The sequence below is a fragment of the Roseovarius sp. E0-M6 genome (assembly GCF_037083845.1).
Classification (GTDB): Bacteria; Pseudomonadota; Alphaproteobacteria; order Rhodobacterales; family Rhodobacteraceae; genus Roseovarius.
On the sequence record NZ_JBAPLA010000012.1, the window covers coordinates 1 to 22608 of the forward strand.

The following is a 22608-nucleotide window of genomic DNA, read 5'->3' on the forward strand; positions in this document are numbered from 1 at the left end:
CGGCCTTATGTATCAAACGCACCAGCCGCTCGGAGGGATGAGCGGTGATTGGATTTTTAGCCTCAATCCTTCTCCAGTATTACCTCTGCAATGCTGACATCAACGGGCGTGAAGTCAGCCTTTGCAGCGCTTTCAAAATCGAAATGCCCGTGGAGCCGCTCAGAGACTTTTTTGATTTCAGGAGATTTAGAGAAAACGTCCTTAAAGTAAATGTTTACATCGAACAGGAAGGCCACTTTTCCACGCCCGTTCGCCACGAGAGGGGGTTCAAGACTTCGCAACAATCGCCTTTCAGAGGTGGCACCACCCGCAATGTCGCCAAACCCATCTTGATGATTGTGGCGCGCGAAAATTTTACCATCGACGCCAACTCTTACGTCCAAGGCAGGAGACTGCCCACTGTTTTTGACGGTGGCCCAAATCTCTACAAAGGGATTATCACCAGCGGTATGCAAAACGCCTTTCATTCTTTTAATAGAAAGATACGCTTTAACCTGCGCCTCTCCTATTTCTCTCGTAACGTCCACTGCGGCTTGGGCGGCGGCGTTTGCCTGACGGGTCAACCAAAGAGTGTAAAACAAAAGCGCCGTTCCGACCGCGACAAGCAATGTGGAATACAGCGCATAATCCCGCATGTCCTGAGTCGCCGCATCAATGGATTGTGTGGCGGCGTTCATTCCCTTTTGGGCCGCAAGGTCCGCTATCTCCCGCTGGCGGGCTTCTTCGGCGCGGCGCTCGCGGGCCTCGGCGGTGGCCTCGTCCTCGACAATGTCAACAGGGATCGGAAGCGGAAAAACTTGGGTTGGCTGTTGATTGGCTTGTGCTTGCCCCTGTCTGTCATCTCGCTCATCTTGGGCCTGCCCTAGTGAGGCAGTCAGTCCAAATACAAGTGTGATGACCCCAAGACGTGTAAACATAACAAAAAGAATCCAGCGGTAAATTTTCCTCTGGCTACTTTATTGCGCAAATTCCGCTCATTGTCTTCAACACCATGATCAGAAAGTCGCTCTGCTAGCTGAGAGTAGGTCACACTGTGGCGGGACATCTCTGCCCGCAGTAGCCCCTTTGCCTTTTCTTCCCAGTTCGTCCGTGTCGGCATTTCATCACCTATGGTGCTATCATCATCATTTATGATGCTATAGCACTTGACATGGAAACGCAATATCATCATATATGGTGCATAAGCACAGGATATGATGACAATGGCACAGCACTTCCTTCTTTCAGCAGCATCCCGCACCCTCAGCCTGCGCTCGATCTACAAGGCAGGCGAGGACGCGGCTTACCAGACGTTCTGCGAGATGCGCTGGCCTGAGACGGCTGGCGAGGCGGTTTGCCCGCGCTGCGGCCATGATGAGACCTACAGCATCACCACCCGCCGCAAGTTCAAGTGCAAGGCGTGCGCGCACCAGTTCAGCGTGACCAGCGGCACGATCTTTGCCAGCCGCAAGATGGACTTTGTGGACCTTCTCGCCGCGATCTGCATCCTTGTGAACGCATCGAAGGGCGTTTCCATGGTGCAGCTTTCCCGTGATCTGGATTGCCAATATAAGACCGCCTTTGTGCTGGCTCACAAGCTGCGCGAAGCCATGGCGCAGGAGGTCCAGACCGGCGAAGTGCTGGAAGGTCACATTGAAATTGATGGTGCATACTTTGGCGGTCACGTTCGCCCCGCGAACCACAAGGCAGACCGTAAAGACCGTCGCCTGAAAATCCACCAGACCGGCAAGCGCCGCGTCGTGATCGCCATGCGCGAACGCACAGGCCGCACCCTGCCGTTTGTCGGCATGGATGAAGGTGAAGGCGTTGCGCTGGCAAATGAGAACGTATGCCGCATGGCCACTATGTCAGCCGATGAGGCAAGCCATTGGGATTTGCTGCACATGGGCTGGAATGTGGACCGCGTGAACCATAGCGAGTGCTACAGCGATCACGGCAAGCACACCAACATGGCGGAAAGCTATTTCTCGCGCTTGCGCCGCATGGTGTCGGGCCAGCACCACCACGTCAGCCCGCAATACCTGCACCAGTATGCGAACCACGCCGCATGGCTTGAAGACAACCGCCGCTTTGACAACGGCGAACTGGCGCACCGTCTGGTGGCGAACAGCATGGGCGCACCGGTCAGCCGGAACTGGAAGGGGTATTGGCAGCGGGCGGCGTAAGCTTTCTGCGGATTGCGAATCGGCGCGGTCTTGTGGTTTAGTGTTGTCACAAGAGAATATCTAGTGATGTGCCGCAATTTATTGCGGTTGCGCCTCTTGACTCGTGCACCCCTTCGATTCGATCATGTCATTGACGCTGGAAATGAAAGCGCCGCCACGGCTGGTACCCGCAACGGCGCTGTAGTTTCCGGTTCCGCAACCCAATCAGGACGGGTCGCTGCGGATATTCGGGCAACGTGGGTCAAGGTTACACCTTGAAGAATCCGACAGTCAAGGCGACCCGTCACACAAAGTGAAAAGGGCAGCAAAATGGCTGTTAACGTGACTTGGCGCGGTGCGAGCGGGCAATCGTACACTTTCGAGACTTACTCAGTAGGGACACGGTTCAATCATGTCTCAGGTGTCTACATCTTCTGTAGGCAAATTCCTTCTGGGAACTGGGAAGCGCTCTACGTTGGTGAAACCCAATCTCTTGAACAAAGACTCAATGCTGGGATCGCGTCTCACGATGGTTTCGCTCGGGCCTCGCGCATGGGCATGACCCATATCGCCGCCCTTGCTGTAACTGGCGACGCCGAGCGCTTGCGCATTGAAACTGATCTTCGTCATGGGTTGCGTCCTTCTGCTAACGCCCAAAATGCTCTGGGAGGGTTGCGTCAATGAGTGCTGACACCCAAAGCATCCTTTGCGGCTCGTGTCGCGTACCTATTGAAGGTCCCGCTGATAGAAAGGACGATAGTGTGTTTGTCTGTCCCAAATGCGGGCGTAGTGATACACGTGAAAACGTCCTCAAAGAGGTCAAAGCCTTCATCACTGAAGTTGCGCAGCGTAGCCTCAATGAATCCATGCGGAAGGCGGCGCGGGGAAGCAAGTTCATCAAGTTCAAGAGCGAGCCCGCTCAAAAGCGCGCTTACCGGTTCATAACTGATCATCAGTTTTAGCCTCTCCGTGGTTGGCCCTACGGGGCCAGCCACACCCGCCCCTCACGCTTCACCACACCCGCCTTCTCAAGCCGTAGCAGCGCCATGTAGGCTCTTTGCGCCGCACTCTTGCGGGTAATGCCCGGCACTTGCCTTTGTATCACGTCAGCGAGCTTTGAGGATGTGCAGGGCAGCATAGACAGCGCCAGTCTTTTGCACTTACCGCGCGATAGCGGCCTGTCATGCACTCTGCTCGGCGCTTCGATGCCACGTAAGGCCATTAGAGCCTCTACGTGCTCCCTGCCTTCACCTGTTCGATACAGAGCCAGCAGCGCATTGTTGATGGTCCGGTCCTGCATGGGCCAAGGGTTATTCACACGGGCCGAAAAGTCAGCTATATTTTTGGTGCGTTTGATACATAAGGCCGGATATTTTCGGCAAGAAGGAACCGGTCACACCTCGACGGCGATATTGTCGATAAGCCGCACACCAGCCAACCACGCCGCCGCGAAAAGGCGCGCCGGACGCTCGGGTGTCTTTAGCAGACAAAGATCGTCATTGGCCCGCATCTCAAGGTAATCGACGTCGCCGAAACCGTTTTTCTGAAGCCGCGTCAACGCCTCGGTCCGTAACCCCTCAAAATCGCCGCCCTTCAGGACTCCTTCTACGATACGCTCCATTTCTTCGTGCAAACGCGGCGCGAGGGTTCGCGCCCGGTCCGATAGCATGAGATTGCGCGACGACATGGCCAACCCGTCAATCTCTCGGATCGTCGGACAGCCATGCACCGTGACCGGGATGTCCAGATCATGCGCCATCCGGCGAACCACCTGAAGTTGCTGGAAGTCTTTTTCGCCAAAGAACGCGTCCGTCGCGGAGGTTTGCAAAAAAAGCTTAGCCACCACTGTCGTGACGCCGGCGAAATGACCGGGCCGATGAACGCCGTCCATCACATCCGTGAGCCCGGTGACCGTGACAGTCGTGGAGAATCCGTCGGGATACATCTCGTCGCCATCCGGCACGAAAATCGCGTCCACTTCAAAACGCTCGAGCTTTTTTGCATCATCGTGCTCGGTGCGCGGATAGCTCTTGAGGTCGTCAGGGTTATTGAACTGTTTCGGGTTCACGAAGATCGTCACGATGACCCGGTCACAGCTTTTCCTGGCCGCCGCGACCAGAGACAGGTGCCCGTCATGCAGCGCGCCCATGGTGGGCACCACGCCGATCGTCTCTCCGGCTCTTTTCCAGTCTGCGGTCCGCGCCCGAAGGTCCGCGACACCGCGCAGAATTGGCGCGCTCATTTGCCGGGGGCTTTCTTTGGAGCGTCCGCGCCAAATGTGTGCTCTTCGCCCGGAAAACTGCGCGCCCGCACCTCGGCGGCATAGGCGGCGATCGCAGCCTCGCCATCTTCGCCCAACGTCGCATAACGTTTTACGAATTTCGGCTTGAACGCGGTGAAAAGCCCCAGCATGTCATCGACCACAAGCACCTGACCGTCACAGCCCGCCGATGCCCCGATCCCGATCGTGGGGATGGACACCTCGTCCGTCACCCTGTCGGCAAGAGCGGCAGGCACCTTCTCAAGCACCACTGCAAACGCCCCGGCCGCGTCCACCGCACGGGCATCGGCCATCAGCGCCTCGGCCTGATCGTCACGGCCCTGAACCTTGTATCCGCCGAGTGTGTTGATGGATTGCGGCGTGAGGCCGACATGCGCCATGACCGGCACCCCTCGCGCCACGAGGAACGCGATGGTCTCGGCCATATGCTGCCCGCCTTCGAGCTTGACCGCCCCCGCGCCCGTCTCGCGCATCATAAGCGCGGCGTTGCGAAAGGCCTGCGCCGGACTTTCCTCATACGACCCGAAGGGCATATCCACGACCATCATCGCCCGGCTGAGACCACGGGCCACCGCGCGGGCGTGCAGGATCATCATGTCCATCGTCACGCCCAGCGTCGAGGTCATGCCGTGCAGAACCATTCCGACGCTGTCACCCACCAGCACGAAATCGCAATGCGCGTCCATCATCCGCGCCATCGGCGTGGTATAGGCCGTGAGGCTTACGATGGGCGTCCCGCCCTTCATCGCCCGGATATCATCCGGCATCGGAACAGTCTTTTTGGCTGTGGCGCTCATCCTGGCCCCCTTCTCGGCATTGCTGCGATGCGGCGATGGGTATCAAACGGGGACTCCGATTTCCACGAAAAAGCGTCAAGGTCTCTTGTTGGCACCTTGACGACAAGATGCGCGCAGCCAAAGCTTTGCGCCATGACTGCCGCTTTGCCCATCCCGAACCGTGATGCCCGTCGCCTATGGCTGTGGACCAATGGCCTGAGCACGGCCCCCACCGGACCGCTTGACGTGATGGGTGTGATCCGGCGGCTGGGCTTTGTTCAGATCGACACGATCCGAAACGTGACACGCGCCCACAATCACATCCTGTGGTCCCGCAATCAGAATTACCGCGAAGGCATGCTCTGGCCCCGTCTGGGTCGCGACCGCGCGATTTTCGAGCATTTCACCCATGATGCCTCACTCATCCCGATGGACTTTCTGCCCTTCTGGCAGCGGCAGTTCCAAAGGCTGGGGGCAAAGGTCGCGTCGCATGAATGGTATCAGTCGGGCCTCGCCCGTGATCAGATCACCGCGATACGCGCCCGAATCTCGCAGGAAGGGGCGCTTTCTACCCATGCATTCGAAACCAAGGCGCAAAGCCGCGAGATGTGGGCGCGCCCGCTTCACAAGAAGGCGCTGGATCAGATGTGGTATGCCGGAGAACTAGCGACCTGCCATCGCGAAAATTTCGTGAAGTTCTACGATCTCGCCGAACGGGTCTTCCCCGCCGCGCTCCGCGAAGGGCCTCCCGATCATGAGCAGGTGGAGTGGCTCTGCCGGGCCGCGCTTGACCGTCTCAGCATTGGCACAATCGGTGAGGTGCAGCGCTTTTGGGAGGCCATGAGCGCCACCGAGGCCCGCACATGGCGCGAGAGTGCCCGCGATCTTGTTCCGGTCGAGATCGAGGGCGCGGACGGGCGGAGCATCGCGGCACTCGCGGCACCCGATATCGAGACACGGCTTGCCATGGCGCCCGCGCCCACCACCCGCTTGCGTCTACTCAATCCGTTTGATCCCGCAGTGCGAGACCGCTCCCGGCTCGAGCGCCTTTTCGGTTTTGACTATCGGAACGAAATGTTCGTTCCGGCGGCCAAGCGACGATGGGGGTATTATGTCTATCCCCTGCTTGAAGGAGATCGGTTCGTTGGCCGGATCGAAGTCAAGGCCGACCGGCGCGAGAACCTTATGCGCGTCACAGGCTTCTGGCCCGAGCCAGAGGTCAAATGGCCCGCCTCGCGATATGACAAGCTCGATGCCGAGTTGCGACGGTTTGCGCGGCTTGCCCAAATCACACGCGTGACTTGGGCCACGCCCGAGCGGAAGGGCGCCATAGAGTGCTGAGCATCGACAGGGGGCACCGTACGCTGGGGTAAGCCAGCAGAACGATTTGACCGGTAGAAGCGTTTTACCTTGTGATGTTTGGCGTTTTCATCATTTGCTTCGGCACTTGCCTTTTCAGTTTCACGTCGCGGCCCCGCCGATTTCCTGCGCCGCCACCTCAGCGAAGGCCGTCATCATCCGCGTCTCGCGGAGACCCGAAGGCCGCGCGATCACGATCGGGCTACGCGTCGGGCAATCGCGCAGAGGTCGCGACACGATACGCCGTCCATCATAGGTCAGGTCGCTTTCGGGTTGGGTGACAAGGATCGCATATCCAAGGCCCTGCCCCACCAAGCCGCGCACCAATTCAATCGAGGGCGAAGTCTGGGCCACCCGCGGCTCAAGCCCCTGAGCCCGGAAGAGGCCAAGAAAATAGTCCCGGCTGGGCGGCATATCGAGCAGGATAAGAGGTTCATCCACCAGCTCGCTCAGTGCGATGTCGCCGCAGGCCACAAGCGGATGATCCTCCGGCAGCGCAACATAGGCTGGCGGCGCGGCAAGGGGTATGCGCTCAAGACTTGCGGGCAGGTCGATGTCATAGAGCAGGGCGATATCCAAATGCCCGGCATGCAGCGTATCGATGATCTGCGCCTGTGAGCCTTCCCGAATGTTCACGCTGATGCCCGGATAGGTTTCGGCCATGGCACGGATCACCCCCGGCAGAACCTTGGGCGCCAATGTCGAAAGCGCGCCGACACCAAGCCGGCCACGCACACCCTGCCCCGCGTCAAGCGCCGCGCGCCCAAAGTCATCGGCTTGCGACAGCAGATTGCGCGCCATCGGGAGAAGATCGGCGGCCGCCCCGGTCAATGTCACGCCTTGAGCATGGCGCCGCAGCAAAAGCTGCATGCCGAGCTGGTCCTCCAACTTGGCAATGGCGACCGAGATCGTGGGCGACGACACATTGAGCCGCGCCGCCGCAGCCGCGACCGAACCGGTATCGACACAGGCAATCAGGTATTCGAGCTGTCGCAACGTGAAGTCGGGCATGGAATAGCTTTTCTTTACTCAAAACGAATAAAGAATGAATTTTGCAAAACTTGTCCACCCGATTATCACAAGAAAGCACACTCAAAACCCCGAGGATCGCCGAACATGACCCATCAGGAAATCACAATCTCGCCGATGGCCGAACTGGCTCAGAACGTGGCTCTTCCGTTCGAACAGGCCCGCGCGATGCCGAAATCGGTCTATACCAGCCCCGCGTTCCTTGACGCAGAACTGTCGCAGGTCTTCCGCAAGGATTGGTTCTGTGTCGGGCGCGCAGAGGCACTGGCGAAGCCCGGCGATTATACAACACTCGAACTGGCCGGTCAGCCGGTCATGGTGCTGCGCGATCGCGACGGAACACTCAGGGCGCAATCGAATGTCTGCCTTCACCGGATGTCCACCCTTCTCGAAGGGTCGGGCAATACGCGCGCGATCATCTGCCCCTATCACGCGTGGACCTACAATCTTGATGGCAAGTTGCGGGGCGCCCCCGCGATGACAAGGAATGAAAGCTTCTGCAAGGAGTCCTACCGCCTGCCGCAGGTGCGATGCGAGGAATGGTTGGGCTGGATCATGATCTCACTCAACCCGGAGGCGGCCCCGGTTTCCCGACAGCTTGCCGATGTCGAGGCGCTGATCGCTGATTTCGGGATGGAGCATTATGCCGAGACATTCTTTGAGACCCACAAATGGGACACCAATTGGAAAGTTTTGGCCGAGAATTTCATGGAGAGTTACCACCTGCCGGTCTGTCACGCGGGCACCATCGGCGGATTTTCCAAGCTTGAAGAAATGGAATGCCCGCCCGGCGAACCCGCGTTCAACTATCACTGGATTCTCAAGGATCCCGATTTCAAGCTTGCCAACGCGCACCCCACCAACACACGGATCAAAGGCGAACGCAGAAGGACAACCTTCCTGCTGGCGATCTATCCCAGCCTGCTGATCACGCTGACGCCCGGCTATTTCTGGTATCTCAGCCTGCATCCCGACGGTGTCGGACGCGTCGATATCCGCTTTGGTGGCGGCATGTCCCCGGAGTTCGTGAATGACCCCGAGGCGCAGGCCCATTTCGAGTCTGTAAAGTCACTGCTGGACGATGTGAACATCGAAGACCGCGGTTGCACCGAAAAGGTCTATGCCGGCCTATGCTCGGACATGGCCGCGCCGGGACATCTCTCGCATCTTGAACGACCCAACTATGATTTTGCCTGCTACCTGAACGCGCGTATCAACCCGGCCTAACGCGTTTCACCGAGGTCTCAGTTTAAAGGCGCAACGCTTTTGGCTCACATCCCGGCTTCAAGCCGGTCCAGAAGCGTCTCGAGCATCTCGTCACACCGGCTGATCTGGCTGACCTCGACGAATTCGTCGGGCTTGTGCCCCTGCATCATCGAGCCGGGGCCGCAAACCACCGTAGGAACGTCCAACTCCTGCGAAAAAAGCCCGCCTTCAGTGCCGAATGCGACCTTGCACGTAGCATTCCCACCAGTCAGCGATTTGACGAAGCCCACCACCTCGGCCGCGCCCGGCGTATTCAGGCCCGGATAGGAAAAGGTTTCGGTGATTTCGATGGCCGCCTCCGGCGCATGGTCCGACACCCGCGCGGCAATACGGTTCGCCCGGGCCCGAATATCCGCGAGAATGGTCTGCGGATCGTCCTCGGCGACGTTGCGTATCTCGAAATCCACCTCGCACAGGTTGGGCACGATATTAAGGGCGACTCCACCCGCCATTCTGGCCGCATGAACCGTCGTATAGGGCACATCGTAATCGCCATCCTGCGCGCCATCCTCAAGAATCAGGGCCTGAACCGCACGAAGCTCATGAATCAGGTCGGCCCCCAGATGCAGCGCGTTCATCGCCAAAGGCGCAAGCGCCGAATGTCCTTCGCGGCCAACACAACGCGCCTTGAGAGCGATCTTGCCCTTATGACCCGTAGCCACCGTAAGCGACGTGGGTTCACCGACGATGCACATCGCGGGCCGCACCGGCGCGTCACGCAAGAGGTCGATCATCGAACGCACCCCCTGACAGCCGATTTCCTCGTCATAGGAAAACGCAAGGTGAAGCGGCGTTTTCAGATCGCGCTTCGCGGCGCGCAGCCCCGCCGCAAGGGCACAGGCCACGAAGCCCTTCATGTCCGCCGTGCCGCGCCCGTAATACCGTCCACCTTCTTCGGTCAGCCGAAAGGGCGGCTTGGTCCAGTTCTGCCCCTCGACCGGCACAACATCCGTGTGCCCCGAAAGCATGACACCGCCACGGTCCGTGGGCCCGATTGTCGCAAGCAGGTTGGCCTTGGTCCCCTCCTCGTTCGGGATCAGCGTCGATGCGATACCAGCTTCGGACAGCGTCGCGCGCACATACTCCATCAACGCCATGTTGGGATTACGGCTTACCGTATCGAATGCGATGAGACGGTCGAGTATTTCTGCGGTGGAGGTCATAACATGCCCTGCGGTTCCATATCCAAGGTCTCGCGCGTTTCGTGCAAAGGCGCAAGGGACGCTGTTTACCCCACTTCGGAGAAACCGGTGATTAGCTGCCGCAAACCAAACGCCGCACCGGCGAGGATCGCCGCAAGCGTCAAGGGCGCGCTGTAGGCCAGAACCGAAAAGGCCGAAATGCCCTGCCCGATCGTGCATCCCAGCGCAAGCACCGCGCCGAACCCCATCAGAACGGCACCCAGAACCTGCCGTCTGAGTTCTCTGGGGTCTTCACAGGCCTCCCACCGGAAATGCCCCTTGATCACGCACCCCAGCCATGCGCCGAACAAAACTCCCAGAACGGACCCCACACCAAAACTCAGCCCTCCCCCGCTCGACGTCATGAGATAAATTACCGTCTCACCAAGTGGGGCGGTATAGGTATGGCTGAGCACGGGAACCACGCTGAATCCGTCGCGCGCCACCCATGCGGTTCCGGCCCAGCCGCTGGCAACGGCCATTCCGGCCAATCCCCCCCAGAGGATCGGCTCCGGCGCCACCCACATCGAGCGCGCGGCAAGCGCCAGCCCCGCGATCACCGCACAAATCACGCCACCCACGATCCACACCGGCATCCCTGTTGGCGCGCTTAGCAACGTGGCGATATCGCGGGTCTGGACCGGCAGGCTGGTCATCTGGACAAGCGACATGCGCAGCCCGGCCATGGGCCCCGAGAGCATCGCATAGGCCGCGATTCCCATGACAAGGACAATCACGAAGGACCGCAGATCGCCGCCCCCGCAGCGCGCCAGCGCGCCAAAGCCGCAATTGCCAGCGAGGGACATGCCATATCCGAACAATAAACCACCAAGCACGCTTGCGACCGGAGAAAACGGCGCGGCGTGATAAATCGTGCGCTCAAGATCAAGAAGGTCAAGCGCGACCAAAGTGAAACTCGCCACACCCGCGACACCGATGGCAAGGCCCCACATCCGAAGACGCGTATCACTTCCTTGGTAAAGCGCATCTTCTATGGCACCCAAGGTGCAGAACCGACCGAGTCGCGCAGCGAGGCCCAAAACGATGCCACCCCCCGCGCCGCAAAGCGCGGTGATCATCGCTTCCTGCATACCCAGTATCATCGCGATGGTCCTCCTTGGCCGCCCCGCAGACGCGGCGGCACGCTGGCTAGGTCTCCTTGCAGAAGATATCGTAAACCACTTCGAGCACTCGCACCGCCCGTTGGTCTGCAAGGCTGTAATATATCGTCTTGCCCTCACGACGCGGCCGCACAAGACCCTCGGTTCGCAGCCGCGAAAGCTGTTGCGACACGGCGGCCTGTCGCGATGACAACAGCTCTTCCAGTTCGGTCACGGATTTTTCGCCACTGGCAAGATGACAGAGAATCATCAACCGGCCCTCATGGCTGATCGCCTTGAGAAAGTTCGAGGCGTCGCATGCATTCTTCATCATGCGCGTGATGTCTTCGTCGCTCATGTCTTTCGAAATGACAGGCAGGGACATGATGTTGTCCTTCATCAGATCGGCGTTTCTTGGCCTAGCGCGTGGCCCGCATCGTGACAAGTGTCACGCGCACCCGGTGCCGCATTCATGACTTTGGTGGCGTGCGCCCGCATCACTCCGCGCCCTCCGTCTCGGGGATGGCGGTCGCTTCGGGGTGCGCGTTCAGCATCTGATCCAGAAGGAACCAGAAAAACTCGTCACCCGCATATCCTTCGATGCGGTCAAGTTCGCGCCCCTTCTCGACAAGCACAAAGGTTGGCGTGAACACCGGTGGAGACCTGAACTCCACATCATCGGGAAGATCATGCAGGTCGGCGCGGCGTAACGGCGCGCGCTGGCCCTCTTCCGTCTTGGGATAGGCCGGTGCGATCTCGGCGTTCCATCGCTCGCACCAAGGACAGCCCACTTGCTCGACCATGATCAACTCGGCGGCACGGGCCTGCGGCATCGGCCACAGCCACAAACCGCACACAAGTGCGGCCAATATCGATCGCATGGCAAACAAGGGCGTTACTCCGTTGACGGGGACCATGGCTATAAATATTCTCATTTCAGAATATGTTCAAGCCAACGAGGAGCCACCATGCTGGATGTCACGCTACTGGGCGCTCTTCTGGGTGGCCTTCTCGTCTTTTTCTCACCGTGTGTCCTGCCCATCGTCCCCTTTTACCTGAGCTATATGGCCGGGGCCTCGGTTTCAGAAATCAGCGGCGATGGCACATTGGCTCCGGGCGTGCGCCTCCGGGCGGTGCTGGCGTCTGTGATGTTCTCGCTTGGCATTCTCACAGTCTTTGTCCTGTTGGGCGCCGCTGCCTACGGTCTGAGCCAGACATTTCGATCAATGCAGACCGAGTTCCGTCTCTTCGCGGCGATCGTGGTGTTAATCATGGGGTTGCATTTTCTTGGTGTGATCCGCATCGGCTTTCTTAACCGCGTGTTTCAGCTTGAGGCAGGTGACACGACCAACATGTCAGTGCTGGGCGCCTATGTCGTCGGGTTCGCTTTCGCGGCCGGCTGGACACCCTGTGTCGGGGGCGTTCTGACCGCCGTCGTGTTCGCCGCCAGCACCGAGGCGACGGCGACGCGCGGCCTTGTGCTTTTGATCGTTTTCGGCATCGGCATGACCGCGCCGTTCATTGCGGCATCACTTTTCATCGGGCCGTTCCTGAAGTTCGTTTCGCGGTTCCGGCAGCACCTTCCGAAGGTCGAAAAGGCGATGGGCCTTCTGCTCATCCTGTTTGCCGTGCTCATCGCCACTGATAGTGTGAACTACATAGCCCAATGGATGCTCGAAGCCTTTCCGGCATTCCAGAAAATCTGACCCAGAAGATCTGATACGGAGGCACTAAGATGACACGCATATTTACCTTCATGGCCGCCGTCCTTCTGGCCACTTCGGCACAGACTGCCGAGCTTGGCGATGACGGGCTGCACAAGACCGACTGGATGCGCGACACATTCAAGGATCTGCGCGAGGATCTTGCCGAAGCCAATGCTGAAGGCAAGCGGCTTGCCATCATAATGGAGCAGCGCGGGTGCATCTATTGCGCTCAGATGCACACAGATGTTTTCCCGCGCGAAGACATCGCGGCCTATATCAACGAAAACTATTTCGTGGTGCAAATGAACCTGCATGGCGACACCGAAGTCACCGATCTGGACGGCGAGGCACTCAGTGAAAAAGACGCGGCGCGCAAGTGGGGGCTTCTCTTCACCCCGTCGATTCTCTTTCTGCCCGAGGAGGTCTCTGAAGACCAAAGCGCGGCACAGGCCGCCGTGGCGATCATGCCCGGCGCGTTCGGTCCGGGCACCACGCTCGACATGCTTACTTGGGTCGCTGAGAAGCGCTATGAGCTTGACAATGGGGAAGATTTTCAGCGCTATCACGCCCGCCGGATTCGCGAACGCGACAATGGCGAGACGGACTGAAGCCGGGGGAATGGCGGGGATTTTGGATTAAGCCTTGCCCCATGCCATCCCGGTGGACTAATAATATACAAAAAACTGAATATGTCTTGGGAGGACGCATGGCAAAGACACTCACCCTTTCGCTGGGGCTGGCATTGGCGGCAGGCATCGCAACCGCTGCCGAAATCGAGCCGACAGAAGTCAAGTTCGAAGATGGCGCTCTGACACAATCGCTCAGCGGTCAGCCGGGAGATGCTGCCGAAGGCCGCAACATCGTAGGCAACAAGAGCCTGGGCAACTGCGTGGCCTGCCACGTGGTCAGCGACCTGAGCGAAGTTCCCTTCCAAGGCGAGATCGGCCCGATGCTCGATGGTGCTGGCTATCGCTGGAGCGAAGCCGAACTTCGCGGCATCGTGGCCAACGCCAAGATGATGTTCCCCGACTCGATGATGCCCTCGTTCTACAAGATCGAAGGCTTCATCCGTCCGGGCAAGGCCTACACAGGCAAGGCGGCGGACGACACGTTCGGCCCGCTTCTCACGGCCCAGCAGATCGAAGACGTGGTCGCATATCTCGCGACCCTCAAGGAATGACAGAGGCCGCACCGGCGGTATCTTCAACAGAAATCAGGAGCATGAAAAATGGAACTGACACGACGTAAAGTCATGATCATGGGGACCGGCGCCATGGTGGCGTTTGGCCTTCCCATGGCGGCGAATGCAGCGGGCGAAGACCTGATCGAGGCGTTTACCGGCGGGGCCGAGATGGCCGAAAGCGGCGTCACGCTCACCGCGCCCGAGATCGCGGAAAACGGCAACACCGTTCCGATCGAGGTCGACGCCGACGGCGCAAGCGAGATCATGGTTCTGGCACTCGGAAATCCGACACCCCCCGTTGCAACCTTCAAGTTCGGCCCGCTCGCGGCAAGTCACACAGCCTCGACGCGGATCCGTCTTGCCGGCACGCAGGACGTTGTCGCCATCGCCAAGATGAAAGACGGCTCGTTCGCGAAAGCCACCAAGACGGTCAAAGTCACAATCGGCGGCTGCGGCGGCTAAGGTATTAAGGAGTTAGAAACATGGCAAAAGGTGTTAGACCCCGCGTCAAAGTCCCAAAGACCGCGAGCGCCGGCGAGGCGATCACGATCAAGACGCTGATCAGTCACAAGATGGAAAGCGGCCAGCGCAAGGACAGCGACGGCAACAAGATCCCCCGCTCAATCATCAATCGCTTCACCTGCGATTTCAACGGCGAGAACGTGATCGACGTGACGCTCGAACCCGCGATTTCGACCAACCCGTTCTTCGAATTCGAAGCGACGGTGCCCGAAACGGGCGAGTTCCAGTTCACCTGGTATGATGATGACGGATCGGTCTACGAGACATCCAAGAAGATTTCCGTCGAATAAGCGCCGGACCTGACAGGGAGGACAACAATGATAAGAAAAATGATCACCGTTGGCGCTTTGGGACCGCTGCTATTTACAGCCGGGGCCGCCTTGGCCGAGGCCGTGGAAGATACGCTCGTCGTCAATGAAGACATCGAGATGACCACGCGCACTGACGCACCCGAGCACCTTTCGGATGCCTTGGACGAGATCATGTCGGGCTGGCACTTTCGCGGCACTGAAACACGCGCGATGCAGGCCGATGATTTCGACAACCCGGGCATGATCTTTGTCGAACAGGCAAGAGACGACTGGTCAGAAGTGGTCGGGACCGAAGGAAACTCCTGCGCCTCGTGCCACGACGAACCCGAATCGCTCGCCGGTGTGCGCGCGGTCTATCCGAAGTGGAACGAAGCGGCGGGCGAGGTTCGCACGCTTGAAATGCAGGTGAATGATTGCCGTGAAAACCGCATGGGGGCCGAACCGCTGAAATACACCGGCGGCACAATGCAGGCGATGATAGCTCTCATTTCGTCGGTGTCGCGCGGGATGCCCGTGAATGTCGCCATCGACGGACCGGCCGAATCCACGTGGGAAGATGGCAAGGAACTCTACTACACGCGCACCGGTCAGCTTGAGCTGAGCTGTGCGAATTGCCACGAGGATAATTATGGCCGCATGATCCGCGCCGATCACCTCAGCCAGGGTCAGATCAACGGCTTTCCGGTCTATCGTCTGAAAAACACCAAGCTCAACGCGGTGCATGCACGCTTCAAAGGCTGTGTGCGCGATACGCGCGCCGAGACCTACAAACCCGGCAGCCCCGAATTCGTAGCACTTGAGCTTTACGTCGCCTCGCGCGGCAACGGCTTGTCGGTCGAAGGGCCGTCTGTCCGAAACTGAACCGATGAATGCCCCGCCACGCCTGTGCTTGGCGGGGTTTTCTACACGCTCAAATATTCAATATTCCGCATGTATGCGGTGAAGGAGACAGGATGATCTCGCGTCGCGATTTTTTACAGGTCGGCATGGCGGCCTCGGCCTTGGTCGGCGCTTCGGGCTTTGGCCAGTGGGGCCGGCTTGCCGCGCAACAGGCGCTCACGCAGGATGATTTGCTTTCGTTCGACACTTACGGAAATGTCTCGCTGATCCATGTGACCGACATCCATGCGCAGATGAAACCCATCTACTTTCGTGAACCTTCGGTCAATATCGGTGTCGGCCCCAATAAGGGCGATGTGCCACATGTGACAGGCGCTGACTTTCGCCGCCTCTATGGCATCGATGATGGAAGCCCCGCGCACTACGCCCTCAGCTCAGGCGATTTTTCGTCACTCGCGCGCGCCTATGGGCGCGTTGGCGGCCTTGATCGCGTGGCCACTGTGATCGACTCGATCCGCGCTGACCGGCCTGACGTCCTGCTTCTGGATGGCGGAGATACCTGGCACGGCTCCTACACCTGCTATCACACGCAGGGTCAGGACATGGTCAATGTCATGAACGCACTGAAGCCCGATGCGATGACCTTCCACTGGGAATTCACATTGGGTAGCGATCGCGTCTCCGAAATTGTCGAAGGCCTGCCTTTCGCGGCCCTTGGCCAGAACATATTCGATGCCGAATGGGACGAACCCGCCGAACTGTTCCCGCCTTACAAATTCTTCGAGCGCGGCGGCGTGAAAATCGCGGTGATCGGACAGGCATTCCCTTACATGCCCATCGCAAACCCCGGCTGGATGTTTCCGGAATATGCATTTGGCATCCGCGACGAGCACATGCAGGAAATCGTCGACGAGGTGCGCGCGCAAGGCGCCGAACTCGTTGTCTGCCTCAGCCATAATGGCTTTGACGTTGACAAGAAGATGGCGGGTATCGTGAGCGGTATCGACGTGATCCTGTCGGGGCACACCCATGACGCCCTTCCCGAACCCGTCCTTGTGGACGACACGATCATCGTGGCGAGCGGGTCAAACGGCAAATTCGTCAGCCGCGTTGATCTCAACGTCGAAGATGGCCGCATGACTGGCTTTCGGCACAAACTCATCCCGATTTTTTCGGACGTGATCGAACCCAAACAAGAGATCACCGCGCTTATCGACGAACAGCGCGCGCCCTACGCGGATCAGCTCGGGGAGGTGGTGGGCCAGACCGACAGCCTTCTCTACCGGCGCGGCAACTTCAACGGAACCTGGGATGACCTGATCTGTGATGCGCTTCTTGAACAGCGGGATGCCGAAATATCCCTGTCGCCCGGTGTGCGCTGGGGCCCGTCGCTTATCCCCGGTCAGGACATCACGCGCGAAGATATCTGGAACGTCACCTCGATGACCTACCCCGAGGCTTACCGCACCGAGATGTCAGGTGAATTTCTCAAAGTGGTCATGGAGGACGTGGCCGACAACATCTTCAACCCCGACCCCTATTATCAGCAGGGCGGCGACATGGTGCGCGTCGGTGGCATGGGCTACCACATCGACATCTCGAAACCCCAGGGCGAGCGGATCAGCAACATGACTCTTCTCGCTACGGGCGAAGCGATCGACCCGGCGCGCAATTACGTGGTGGCCGGCTGGGCCAGCGTCAATGAAGGCACCGAAGGACCGCCCATCTGGGACGTGGTCGAGAAACATATCCGCGAGATGGGCACCGTAAGCTCGACGCCCAACACCAGTGTTACCGTAACCGGCCAGTGATTTGACCTGAGAAGGAGACCCCCTGTCATGTCCAATGACTTTCTGAACAAGCCCGCATCGCGCCGCGCCTTCCTGAGCGGAAGCGCCGCGGCCGTGGTGGGCGTCGCCGCGACGGGAACCGCCCGCGCCGCAACCCCCGACCCCCTGATAACCGAGGTTCAGCCATGGGCGAGCGGGCTGGGTGTCGGCGTCGACGAGGTGCCCTACGGTCTTCCGATCCGGTTCGAGGATGACGTTGTGCGGCGCAATGTCGAATGGCTGACCGCCGACACCATCAGCTCGATCAACTTTACACCGATTCACGCGCTTGATGGCACGATCACCCCTGCGGGTTGCGCGTTCGAGCGCCACCATTCGGGCGCCATCGAACTCAGCAAGGATGACTATCGGCTGATGATCAATGGCATGGTCGATCGTCCACTTGTATTTACCTACGATGATCTCGAACGGTTCCCGCGCGAAAACCACACGTATTTCTGCGAGTGCGCGGCAAACTCGGGGATGGAATGGGCGGGGGCGCAGCTCAACGGGGCACAGTTCACCCATGGCATGATCCACAACATGGAATATACCGGCGTGCCCTTGCGCACGATCCTCGAGGAAGCCGGATACGATACCGCAGGCAAATGGATATTTGTCGAAGGGGCCGACGCAAGCTCCAACGGGCGGTCGATCCCCATGGAAAAGGCGCTTGACGACGTTCTCGTCGCGTTCAAGGCCAATGGCGAGGCGCTACGCAAGGAACACGGCTATCCGGTGCGCCTCGTGGTGCCCGGCTGGGAAGGGAATATGTGGATCAAGTGGCTGCGCCGGATCGAGGTGCTGGACCGTCCGGTCGAAGGCCGCGAGGAAACGTCGAAATATACCGATACGCTGGCCGATGGCACATCGCGCAAATGGACATGGGCGATGGACGCCAAGTCGGTTGTAACCTCACCCAGCCCACAAGCCCCTGTTGCCCACGGCCCCGGCCCGCTGGTCATCACCGGGCTGGCATGGTCCGGCCGGGGTGCGATCACCCGTGTCGATGTCTCAAAGGATGGCGGCAAAACCTGGGAAACCGCGCGTCTTGCCCAGCCGGGCGATCGCATGGCGCTCACCCGGTTCTATCTCGATACGGACTGGGACGGCCAAGAGATGCTCCTGCAAAGCCGCGCCATGGACGACACCGGTTATGTGCAGCCAACCAAGGATCAGCTCCGTGAAATCCGCGGCGAGAATTCGATCTACCACAATAACGGCATCCAGACATGGTGGGTGCGCGAGAATGGCGAGGCGGAAAATGTCGAAGTTTCTTAACATCTTTGCCCCTGCAACCGGGGGCGTGGTCGGTGTGTTGTCCTTGGCCTATGTTGTCGCCGATCAGTTCGTCGTGGAAATTCCGTCTGTTTCGCCCGAGCTGGTGACGCAGGCGCACGCCAGCAGCGACCAGCCCGAGCCAACCGAAAACACGGCCACCGAAGACGCAGCCAGCACCGCAGCACCGGATGGTGGGTACGGGCTGGGCCGCCCCGCCCTGCCCGAAGAAATAGCCGCGTGGGATGTCGATGTCCTCCCGGATGGAACCGGTCTTCCCGAAGGGTCGGGGGATGTCGCCACGGGCGAGTCTGTCTTTGCCGCGAAATGCGCCTCCTGCCATGGTGACTTTGCCGAAGGCGTGGGCAATTGGCCCAAGCTTGCAGGGGGCGAGGGCACCTTGGCCGACAAGGACCCGGTCAAAACTGTCGGCTCCTACTGGCCCTACCTGTCGACCACATGGGATTACGTTCACCGCTCCATGCCTTTTGGCGATGCCCAAAGCCTCACCAACGACGAGGTTTATGCGATCACGGCCTACATCCTTTATTCCAACTACCTCGTCGAAGATGATTTCACGCTCTCGCACGAAAACTTCACCGATATCGAGCTTCCCAACGCGGATGGCTTCATCGTGGATGACCGGGCCGAAACGGAATATCCGCTGTGGACGACCGAGCCCTGCATGAGTGACTGCAAGGACAATGTCGAAATCACCATGCGGGCCCGTGTTCTGGACGTAACCCCCGAGGAAGAAGAGACCGAAGCCGCGGCGACCGAAGACACTGCTTCCGCCGACACAGACACGGCAGAAGCCACCCCCGAGGCGACGGAGACCGAAGCGGCGGCCCTAGATCCCGAGATGGTCGCTGCGGGCGAGAAGGTCTATCGCAAATGCAAGGCCTGCCATCAGGTCGGCGAGGGCGCCAAGAACCGCGTCGGCCCGGTCCTGACCGGCATCGTCGATGCGCCTGCGGGGGCTGTGGACGGCTTCAGATACTCGAACGCCCTTGAGGCGGCAGCCGAAGATGGGCTGATCTGGACCGAAGCAGAACTCTCGGCATTCCTTGCCAAGCCGAGAACGTATCTCAAGGGCACCAAGATGAGCTTTGCCGGGCTTCGAAAAGAAGCCGACCAAAGCGCCATCATCGCCTATCTCAGAAGCGTTTCGGAGTAGCCACGTGAGAAACAAGCTCGGTGCCCTGTGTCTCGGACTGGCAGTCCACCTCCCCGGTCTCACCCTCGCGGCTGAGATCGGCGACACAGAGCGCGGCGAGCGCCTTTATGGCAAATGCAAAGGCTGCCATCAGGTCGGTGCGAATGCCGTGGACCGTATCGGGCCCCATCTCAACGGTATCTTCATGCGTCGTGCAGCGGCGCATGAAGGGTTCGCCTATTCCAAGGCGATGGTCCGGGCGGGTGCGGACGGGCTTGTCTGGGACGCCGAAACCCTTGATGCTTATATCGAGAACCCGCGCGCACTCGTTTCAAGGACACGCATGAGTTTCCGGGGCATGAAGGACGCTCAGGATCGGGCCGACCTTATGGCCTATCTCAGAACTTTTTCGGACAATCCCGCCAACATTCCCGAGGCCGCGCCCACCGCGCTGCCTACCGACCATGATCTTGATCCCGAAATTCTCGCGCTTGATGGCGATCCGGAATATGGTGAATATCTCGCCAGTGAATGCCTGACCTGCCACAAATCCGATGGCAGTTCGGACGGAATCCCCTCGATAATCCACTGGCCCACCGAAGATTTCGTCGTCGCGATGCACGCCTACAAGCGCAAGCTGCGGCCTCATCCGGTGATGCAGATGATGGCAGGCCGGTTGTCGAACGAAGAGATCGCGGCTTTGGCCGCCTATTTCAAAGACCTCGAATGAGGCGCATTTAAACCAAGGGAGGAAACACGAAATGAAACTTAACAGACGCATATTCTTAGGCACCGGGGCCGCTGCGGCGGCGTCACTATCCGCTCCGGGCGTTCTGGCATCTAACCACGAAAAGGCGCGTGTCGTTGTGATCGGCGGCGGTGCCGGCGGGGCCACTGCCGCGCGCTATCTCGCCAAGGACAGCAAGGGCGAAATCAACGTAACCCTGGTCGAGCCGTCGCGGACCTATTTCAGTTGTTTCTTTTCGAGCCTCTATTTGGGCGGTTTCAAGGAGCTGGCGGATATCGGCCATACCTATGGCACGCTGGCGGCCGAGTATGGCATCAACGTCGTGCATGACTGGGCCGTGGACGTGGACCGCGACAGCAAGACGGTCACCTTGGCCGGCGGGGCGGTTCTCCCCTATGACAAGCTGATCTTGAGCCCCGGCATCGATTTCGTCGACGGTGCCGTCGAGGGCTGGAGCCTCGCCGCTCAGAATGCGATGCCCCACTCCTACAAGGCCGGATCGCAGACCGAACTGCTCAAGGCACAGATTGCAGAGATGCCCGAGGGTGGCACCTTTGCCATGGTGGCCCCGCCCAATCCCTATCGCTGCCCGCCCGGCCCTTACGAACGGGTGTCGATGGTCGCGCATGTGCTCAAGGCCAACAATCCAACCGGCAAGATCATCGTGGCGGACCCCAAGCCCAAGTTTTCCAAGATGGCGCTCTTTCAGAACGGATGGAATGATCATTATCCCGGCATGGTCGACTGGATCGGTGAGGATTTCGGCGGCGGCAACGTGTCGGTCAATCCCGATGATATGACCATCACCATCGACGGCGAAGAAACCAAGGTGGATGTCTGCAATGTGATCCCGGCGCAAAAGGCCGGGCGCATTGCCGAAATCGCGGGCGTGACCGATGGCAACTGGGCCCCGGTCAACGCCGAGGACATGTCCACGAAAGCCGACCCGGATGTCTACGTTCTGGGTGATGCAAGCCAGCAGGGCGACATGCCCAAATCCGGCTTTGCAGCCAACAGTCAGGCAAAGGTCTGCGCCAATGCCGTGCGCGGTGCGCTCACCGGGTCCAAGGTCTTTCCGCCGAAGTTTTCGAACACCTGTTGGTCACTCATCGCGACCAATGACGGCGTGAAAGTCGGCGCCACTTACGAAGCCACCGACGAGAAGATCGCCAAGGTAGATGGCTTCATCAGCCAGACAGGCGAAGACAGTGCCCTGCGCAAGGCGACCTACGAGGAAAGCGAGGGCTGGTATACCGGGATCACGTCGGACATGTTCGGCTGAAACCACGGTCGCGGCGGCTGAAGCGTATCACCGCCGCGATCTTCACAAGGAAAGGGATCAAAATGCTTAAGGTATTCGCAACGATCACCGCACTGGGTATCGGCACGTCAGTGGCCGCCGAAGACGCCATCACTTACCCCTTCAGCGGAAGTTTTGACGACGCCACCTTTGCCGTGGAAAGTGCCATCACCGGGCGCGGCCTCGTGATCGACTATGTCAGCCATGTGGGTGAGATGCTTGAGCGCACCGGCGAGGATGTCGGAAGCGACGTGACCCTGTTCAAAGAGGCGGACGTTTTCCTGTTCTGCTCGGCCACTGTTTCACGAAGCGTGATGGAGGCCGATCCGATGAACCTTGTCCACTGCCCCTATGGCATATTCGTGGCCGAACGGGACGGTGAGGTCATGCTGGGTCACCGCCAATATCCCGAAGGACCGATGCAAGAGGTTCAAACCTTGCTGAGCGACATCGTGAACGAGGCGATGGAGTAGACGGCCCGCGTCACTCCGCAGGTTGCAGCGCGGGCGCGCGCCGAAGCGCGCGATCCGCAACCAACGCGCCCGTCACGATGGACAAAAGCGCCACAATCGCGGACAGGCTCAGCATCGAAACACCCG

The 22608-nt window shown here is 59.5% G+C and carries 27 protein-coding genes; 15 read left to right on the forward strand and 12 right to left on the reverse strand.

From position 1 onward, the window contains the following. Positions 1 to 62: 62 nt before the first annotated feature. Together V8359_RS18880 and V8359_RS18885 are read right to left on the reverse strand one after the other, a co-directional pair. Entirely contained in the window at positions 63 to 917 is an 855-nt protein-coding gene (locus V8359_RS18880; protein ID WP_336430681.1) for a hypothetical protein, read from the reverse strand. After that, the gene (locus V8359_RS18885; RefSeq protein WP_336430682.1) at positions 875 to 1171 is read right to left on the reverse strand and encodes a DUF6471 domain-containing protein; all 297 of its coding nucleotides are present in this window, start codon (positions 1169 to 1171) and stop codon (positions 875 to 877) included. The genes V8359_RS18880 and V8359_RS18885 overlap by 43 nt, the downstream gene beginning before the upstream one ends. Before the next feature lie 31 nt (positions 1172 to 1202). On the opposite strand from V8359_RS18885, the gene V8359_RS18890 reads away from it, so the two are divergent. Then, complete coding sequence (locus tag V8359_RS18890; RefSeq protein ID WP_336430683.1) at positions 1203 to 2165, forward strand: IS1595 family transposase; 963 nt, start codon at positions 1203 to 1205, stop codon at positions 2163 to 2165. Positions 2166 to 2561: 396 nt separating this feature from the next. On the opposite strand, the gene V8359_RS18895 is transcribed toward V8359_RS18890, so the two are convergent. The 5 genes from V8359_RS18895 to panB form a co-directional block, all read right to left on the reverse strand. Beyond that, positions 2562 to 2774: a hypothetical protein gene (locus V8359_RS18895; protein ID WP_336430684.1), complete on the reverse strand. Its 213-nt coding sequence runs from the start codon at positions 2772 to 2774 to the stop codon at positions 2562 to 2564. A gap of 47 nt (positions 2775 to 2821) precedes the next feature. Then, the gene (locus V8359_RS18900) at positions 2822 to 3097 is read right to left on the reverse strand and encodes a hypothetical protein (protein WP_336430685.1); all 276 of its coding nucleotides are present in this window, start codon (positions 3095 to 3097) and stop codon (positions 2822 to 2824) included. Between the two features lie 26 nt (positions 3098 to 3123). Further along, the gene (locus V8359_RS18905) at positions 3124 to 3249 is read right to left on the reverse strand and encodes a hypothetical protein (protein ID WP_336430686.1); all 126 of its coding nucleotides are present in this window, start codon (positions 3247 to 3249) and stop codon (positions 3124 to 3126) included. Positions 3250 to 3537: 288 nt separating this feature from the next. Continuing rightward, positions 3538 to 4386, reverse strand: coding sequence for a pantoate--beta-alanine ligase (gene panC, locus V8359_RS18910; RefSeq protein WP_336430687.1), 849 nt, complete (start codon positions 4384 to 4386; stop codon positions 3538 to 3540). Further along, a complete protein-coding gene (gene panB / locus V8359_RS18915) occupies positions 4383 to 5222 on the reverse strand; it encodes a 3-methyl-2-oxobutanoate hydroxymethyltransferase (protein ID WP_336430688.1) in 840 nt (279 codons plus the stop codon). The genes panC and panB overlap by 4 nt, the downstream gene beginning before the upstream one ends. A 132-nt stretch (positions 5223 to 5354) precedes the next feature. Here panB and V8359_RS18920 point away from each other — a divergent pair, with 132 nt between their 5' ends. Further along, positions 5355 to 6542 carry a winged helix-turn-helix domain-containing protein gene (locus V8359_RS18920; RefSeq protein ID WP_336430689.1) on the forward strand — a complete coding sequence of 396 codons (1188 nt, stop codon included), beginning with the start codon at positions 5355 to 5357 and terminating at the stop codon, positions 6540 to 6542. 120 nt (positions 6543 to 6662) lie between these two features. Here V8359_RS18920 and V8359_RS18925 read toward each other — a convergent pair whose 3' ends face one another. After that, complete coding sequence (locus tag V8359_RS18925; protein ID WP_336430691.1) at positions 6663 to 7571, reverse strand: LysR family transcriptional regulator; 909 nt, start codon at positions 7569 to 7571, stop codon at positions 6663 to 6665. A 105-nt stretch (positions 7572 to 7676) separates the two neighbouring features. On the opposite strand from V8359_RS18925, the gene V8359_RS18930 reads away from it, so the two are divergent. Then, on the forward strand, positions 7677 to 8816 hold the full coding sequence (locus V8359_RS18930; RefSeq protein ID WP_336430692.1) for an aromatic ring-hydroxylating oxygenase subunit alpha: 1140 nt from the start codon (positions 7677 to 7679) through the stop codon (positions 8814 to 8816). A gap of 44 nt (positions 8817 to 8860) precedes the next feature. Here V8359_RS18930 and argE read toward each other — a convergent pair whose 3' ends face one another. The 4 genes from argE to V8359_RS18950 all read right to left on the reverse strand — a co-directional run bounded on the left by argE (position 8861) and on the right by V8359_RS18950 (position 11969). Beyond that, positions 8861 to 10018 carry an acetylornithine deacetylase gene (argE, locus tag V8359_RS18935; RefSeq protein ID WP_336430693.1) on the reverse strand — a complete coding sequence of 386 codons (1158 nt, stop codon included), beginning with the start codon at positions 10016 to 10018 and terminating at the stop codon, positions 8861 to 8863. Positions 10019 to 10083: 65 nt separating this feature from the next. Then, on the reverse strand, positions 10084 to 11139 hold the full coding sequence (locus tag V8359_RS18940) for a YeeE/YedE family protein (RefSeq protein ID WP_336430694.1): 1056 nt from the start codon (positions 11137 to 11139) through the stop codon (positions 10084 to 10086). A 46-nt stretch (positions 11140 to 11185) separates the two neighbouring features. Further along, the gene (locus V8359_RS18945) at positions 11186 to 11521 is read right to left on the reverse strand and encodes an ArsR/SmtB family transcription factor (RefSeq protein ID WP_336430695.1); all 336 of its coding nucleotides are present in this window, start codon (positions 11519 to 11521) and stop codon (positions 11186 to 11188) included. A gap of 112 nt (positions 11522 to 11633) precedes the next feature. Beyond that, positions 11634 to 11969, reverse strand: a complete 336-nt coding sequence (locus V8359_RS18950) for a hypothetical protein (protein WP_336430696.1) — start codon at positions 11967 to 11969, stop codon at positions 11634 to 11636. Between the two features lie 135 nt (positions 11970 to 12104). On the opposite strand from V8359_RS18950, the gene V8359_RS18955 reads away from it, so the two are divergent. The 12 genes from V8359_RS18955 to V8359_RS19010 all read left to right on the forward strand — a co-directional run bounded on the left by V8359_RS18955 (position 12105) and on the right by V8359_RS19010 (position 22482). Next, the gene (locus tag V8359_RS18955) at positions 12105 to 12842 is read left to right on the forward strand and encodes a cytochrome c biogenesis CcdA family protein (protein ID WP_336430697.1); all 738 of its coding nucleotides are present in this window, start codon (positions 12105 to 12107) and stop codon (positions 12840 to 12842) included. Between the two features lie 29 nt (positions 12843 to 12871). Further along, positions 12872 to 13450 (forward strand): thioredoxin family protein, encoded by a 579-nt coding sequence (locus V8359_RS18960; protein ID WP_336430698.1) that lies wholly within the window; start codon positions 12872 to 12874, stop codon positions 13448 to 13450. Between the two features lie 98 nt (positions 13451 to 13548). Beyond that, the gene (gene soxX / locus V8359_RS18965) at positions 13549 to 14022 is read left to right on the forward strand and encodes a sulfur oxidation c-type cytochrome SoxX (protein WP_336430700.1); all 474 of its coding nucleotides are present in this window, start codon (positions 13549 to 13551) and stop codon (positions 14020 to 14022) included. A 48-nt stretch (positions 14023 to 14070) separates the two neighbouring features. Then, complete coding sequence (soxY, locus tag V8359_RS18970) at positions 14071 to 14487, forward strand: thiosulfate oxidation carrier protein SoxY (protein ID WP_336430701.1); 417 nt, start codon at positions 14071 to 14073, stop codon at positions 14485 to 14487. Positions 14488 to 14507: 20 nt separating this feature from the next. Further along, positions 14508 to 14837, forward strand: a complete 330-nt coding sequence (gene soxZ, locus V8359_RS18975) for a thiosulfate oxidation carrier complex protein SoxZ (RefSeq protein WP_336430702.1) — start codon at positions 14508 to 14510, stop codon at positions 14835 to 14837. Between the two features lie 27 nt (positions 14838 to 14864). Further along, complete coding sequence (gene soxA / locus V8359_RS18980; protein WP_442970409.1) at positions 14865 to 15719, forward strand: sulfur oxidation c-type cytochrome SoxA; 855 nt, start codon at positions 14865 to 14867, stop codon at positions 15717 to 15719. A gap of 92 nt (positions 15720 to 15811) precedes the next feature. Next, positions 15812 to 17509 (forward strand): thiosulfohydrolase SoxB, encoded by a 1698-nt coding sequence (gene soxB, locus V8359_RS18985; protein WP_336430703.1) that lies wholly within the window; start codon positions 15812 to 15814, stop codon positions 17507 to 17509. 27 nt (positions 17510 to 17536) lie between these two features. Further along, positions 17537 to 18808 (forward strand): sulfite dehydrogenase, encoded by a 1272-nt coding sequence (gene soxC / locus V8359_RS18990; RefSeq protein WP_336430704.1) that lies wholly within the window; start codon positions 17537 to 17539, stop codon positions 18806 to 18808. After that, the gene (locus V8359_RS18995) at positions 18792 to 19982 is read left to right on the forward strand and encodes a c-type cytochrome (RefSeq protein ID WP_336430705.1); all 1191 of its coding nucleotides are present in this window, start codon (positions 18792 to 18794) and stop codon (positions 19980 to 19982) included. The genes soxC and V8359_RS18995 overlap by 17 nt, the downstream gene beginning before the upstream one ends. A gap of 25 nt (positions 19983 to 20007) precedes the next feature. After that, positions 20008 to 20691 (forward strand): c-type cytochrome, encoded by a 684-nt coding sequence (locus V8359_RS19000; protein WP_336430709.1) that lies wholly within the window; start codon positions 20008 to 20010, stop codon positions 20689 to 20691. A 31-nt stretch (positions 20692 to 20722) separates the two neighbouring features. Then, entirely contained in the window at positions 20723 to 21991 is a 1269-nt protein-coding gene (locus V8359_RS19005; protein WP_336430706.1) for an NAD(P)/FAD-dependent oxidoreductase, read from the forward strand. Positions 21992 to 22053: 62 nt separating this feature from the next. Continuing rightward, positions 22054 to 22482 carry a DUF302 domain-containing protein gene (locus V8359_RS19010; RefSeq protein WP_336430707.1) on the forward strand — a complete coding sequence of 143 codons (429 nt, stop codon included), beginning with the start codon at positions 22054 to 22056 and terminating at the stop codon, positions 22480 to 22482. Positions 22483 to 22608: the final 126 nt, after the last annotated feature.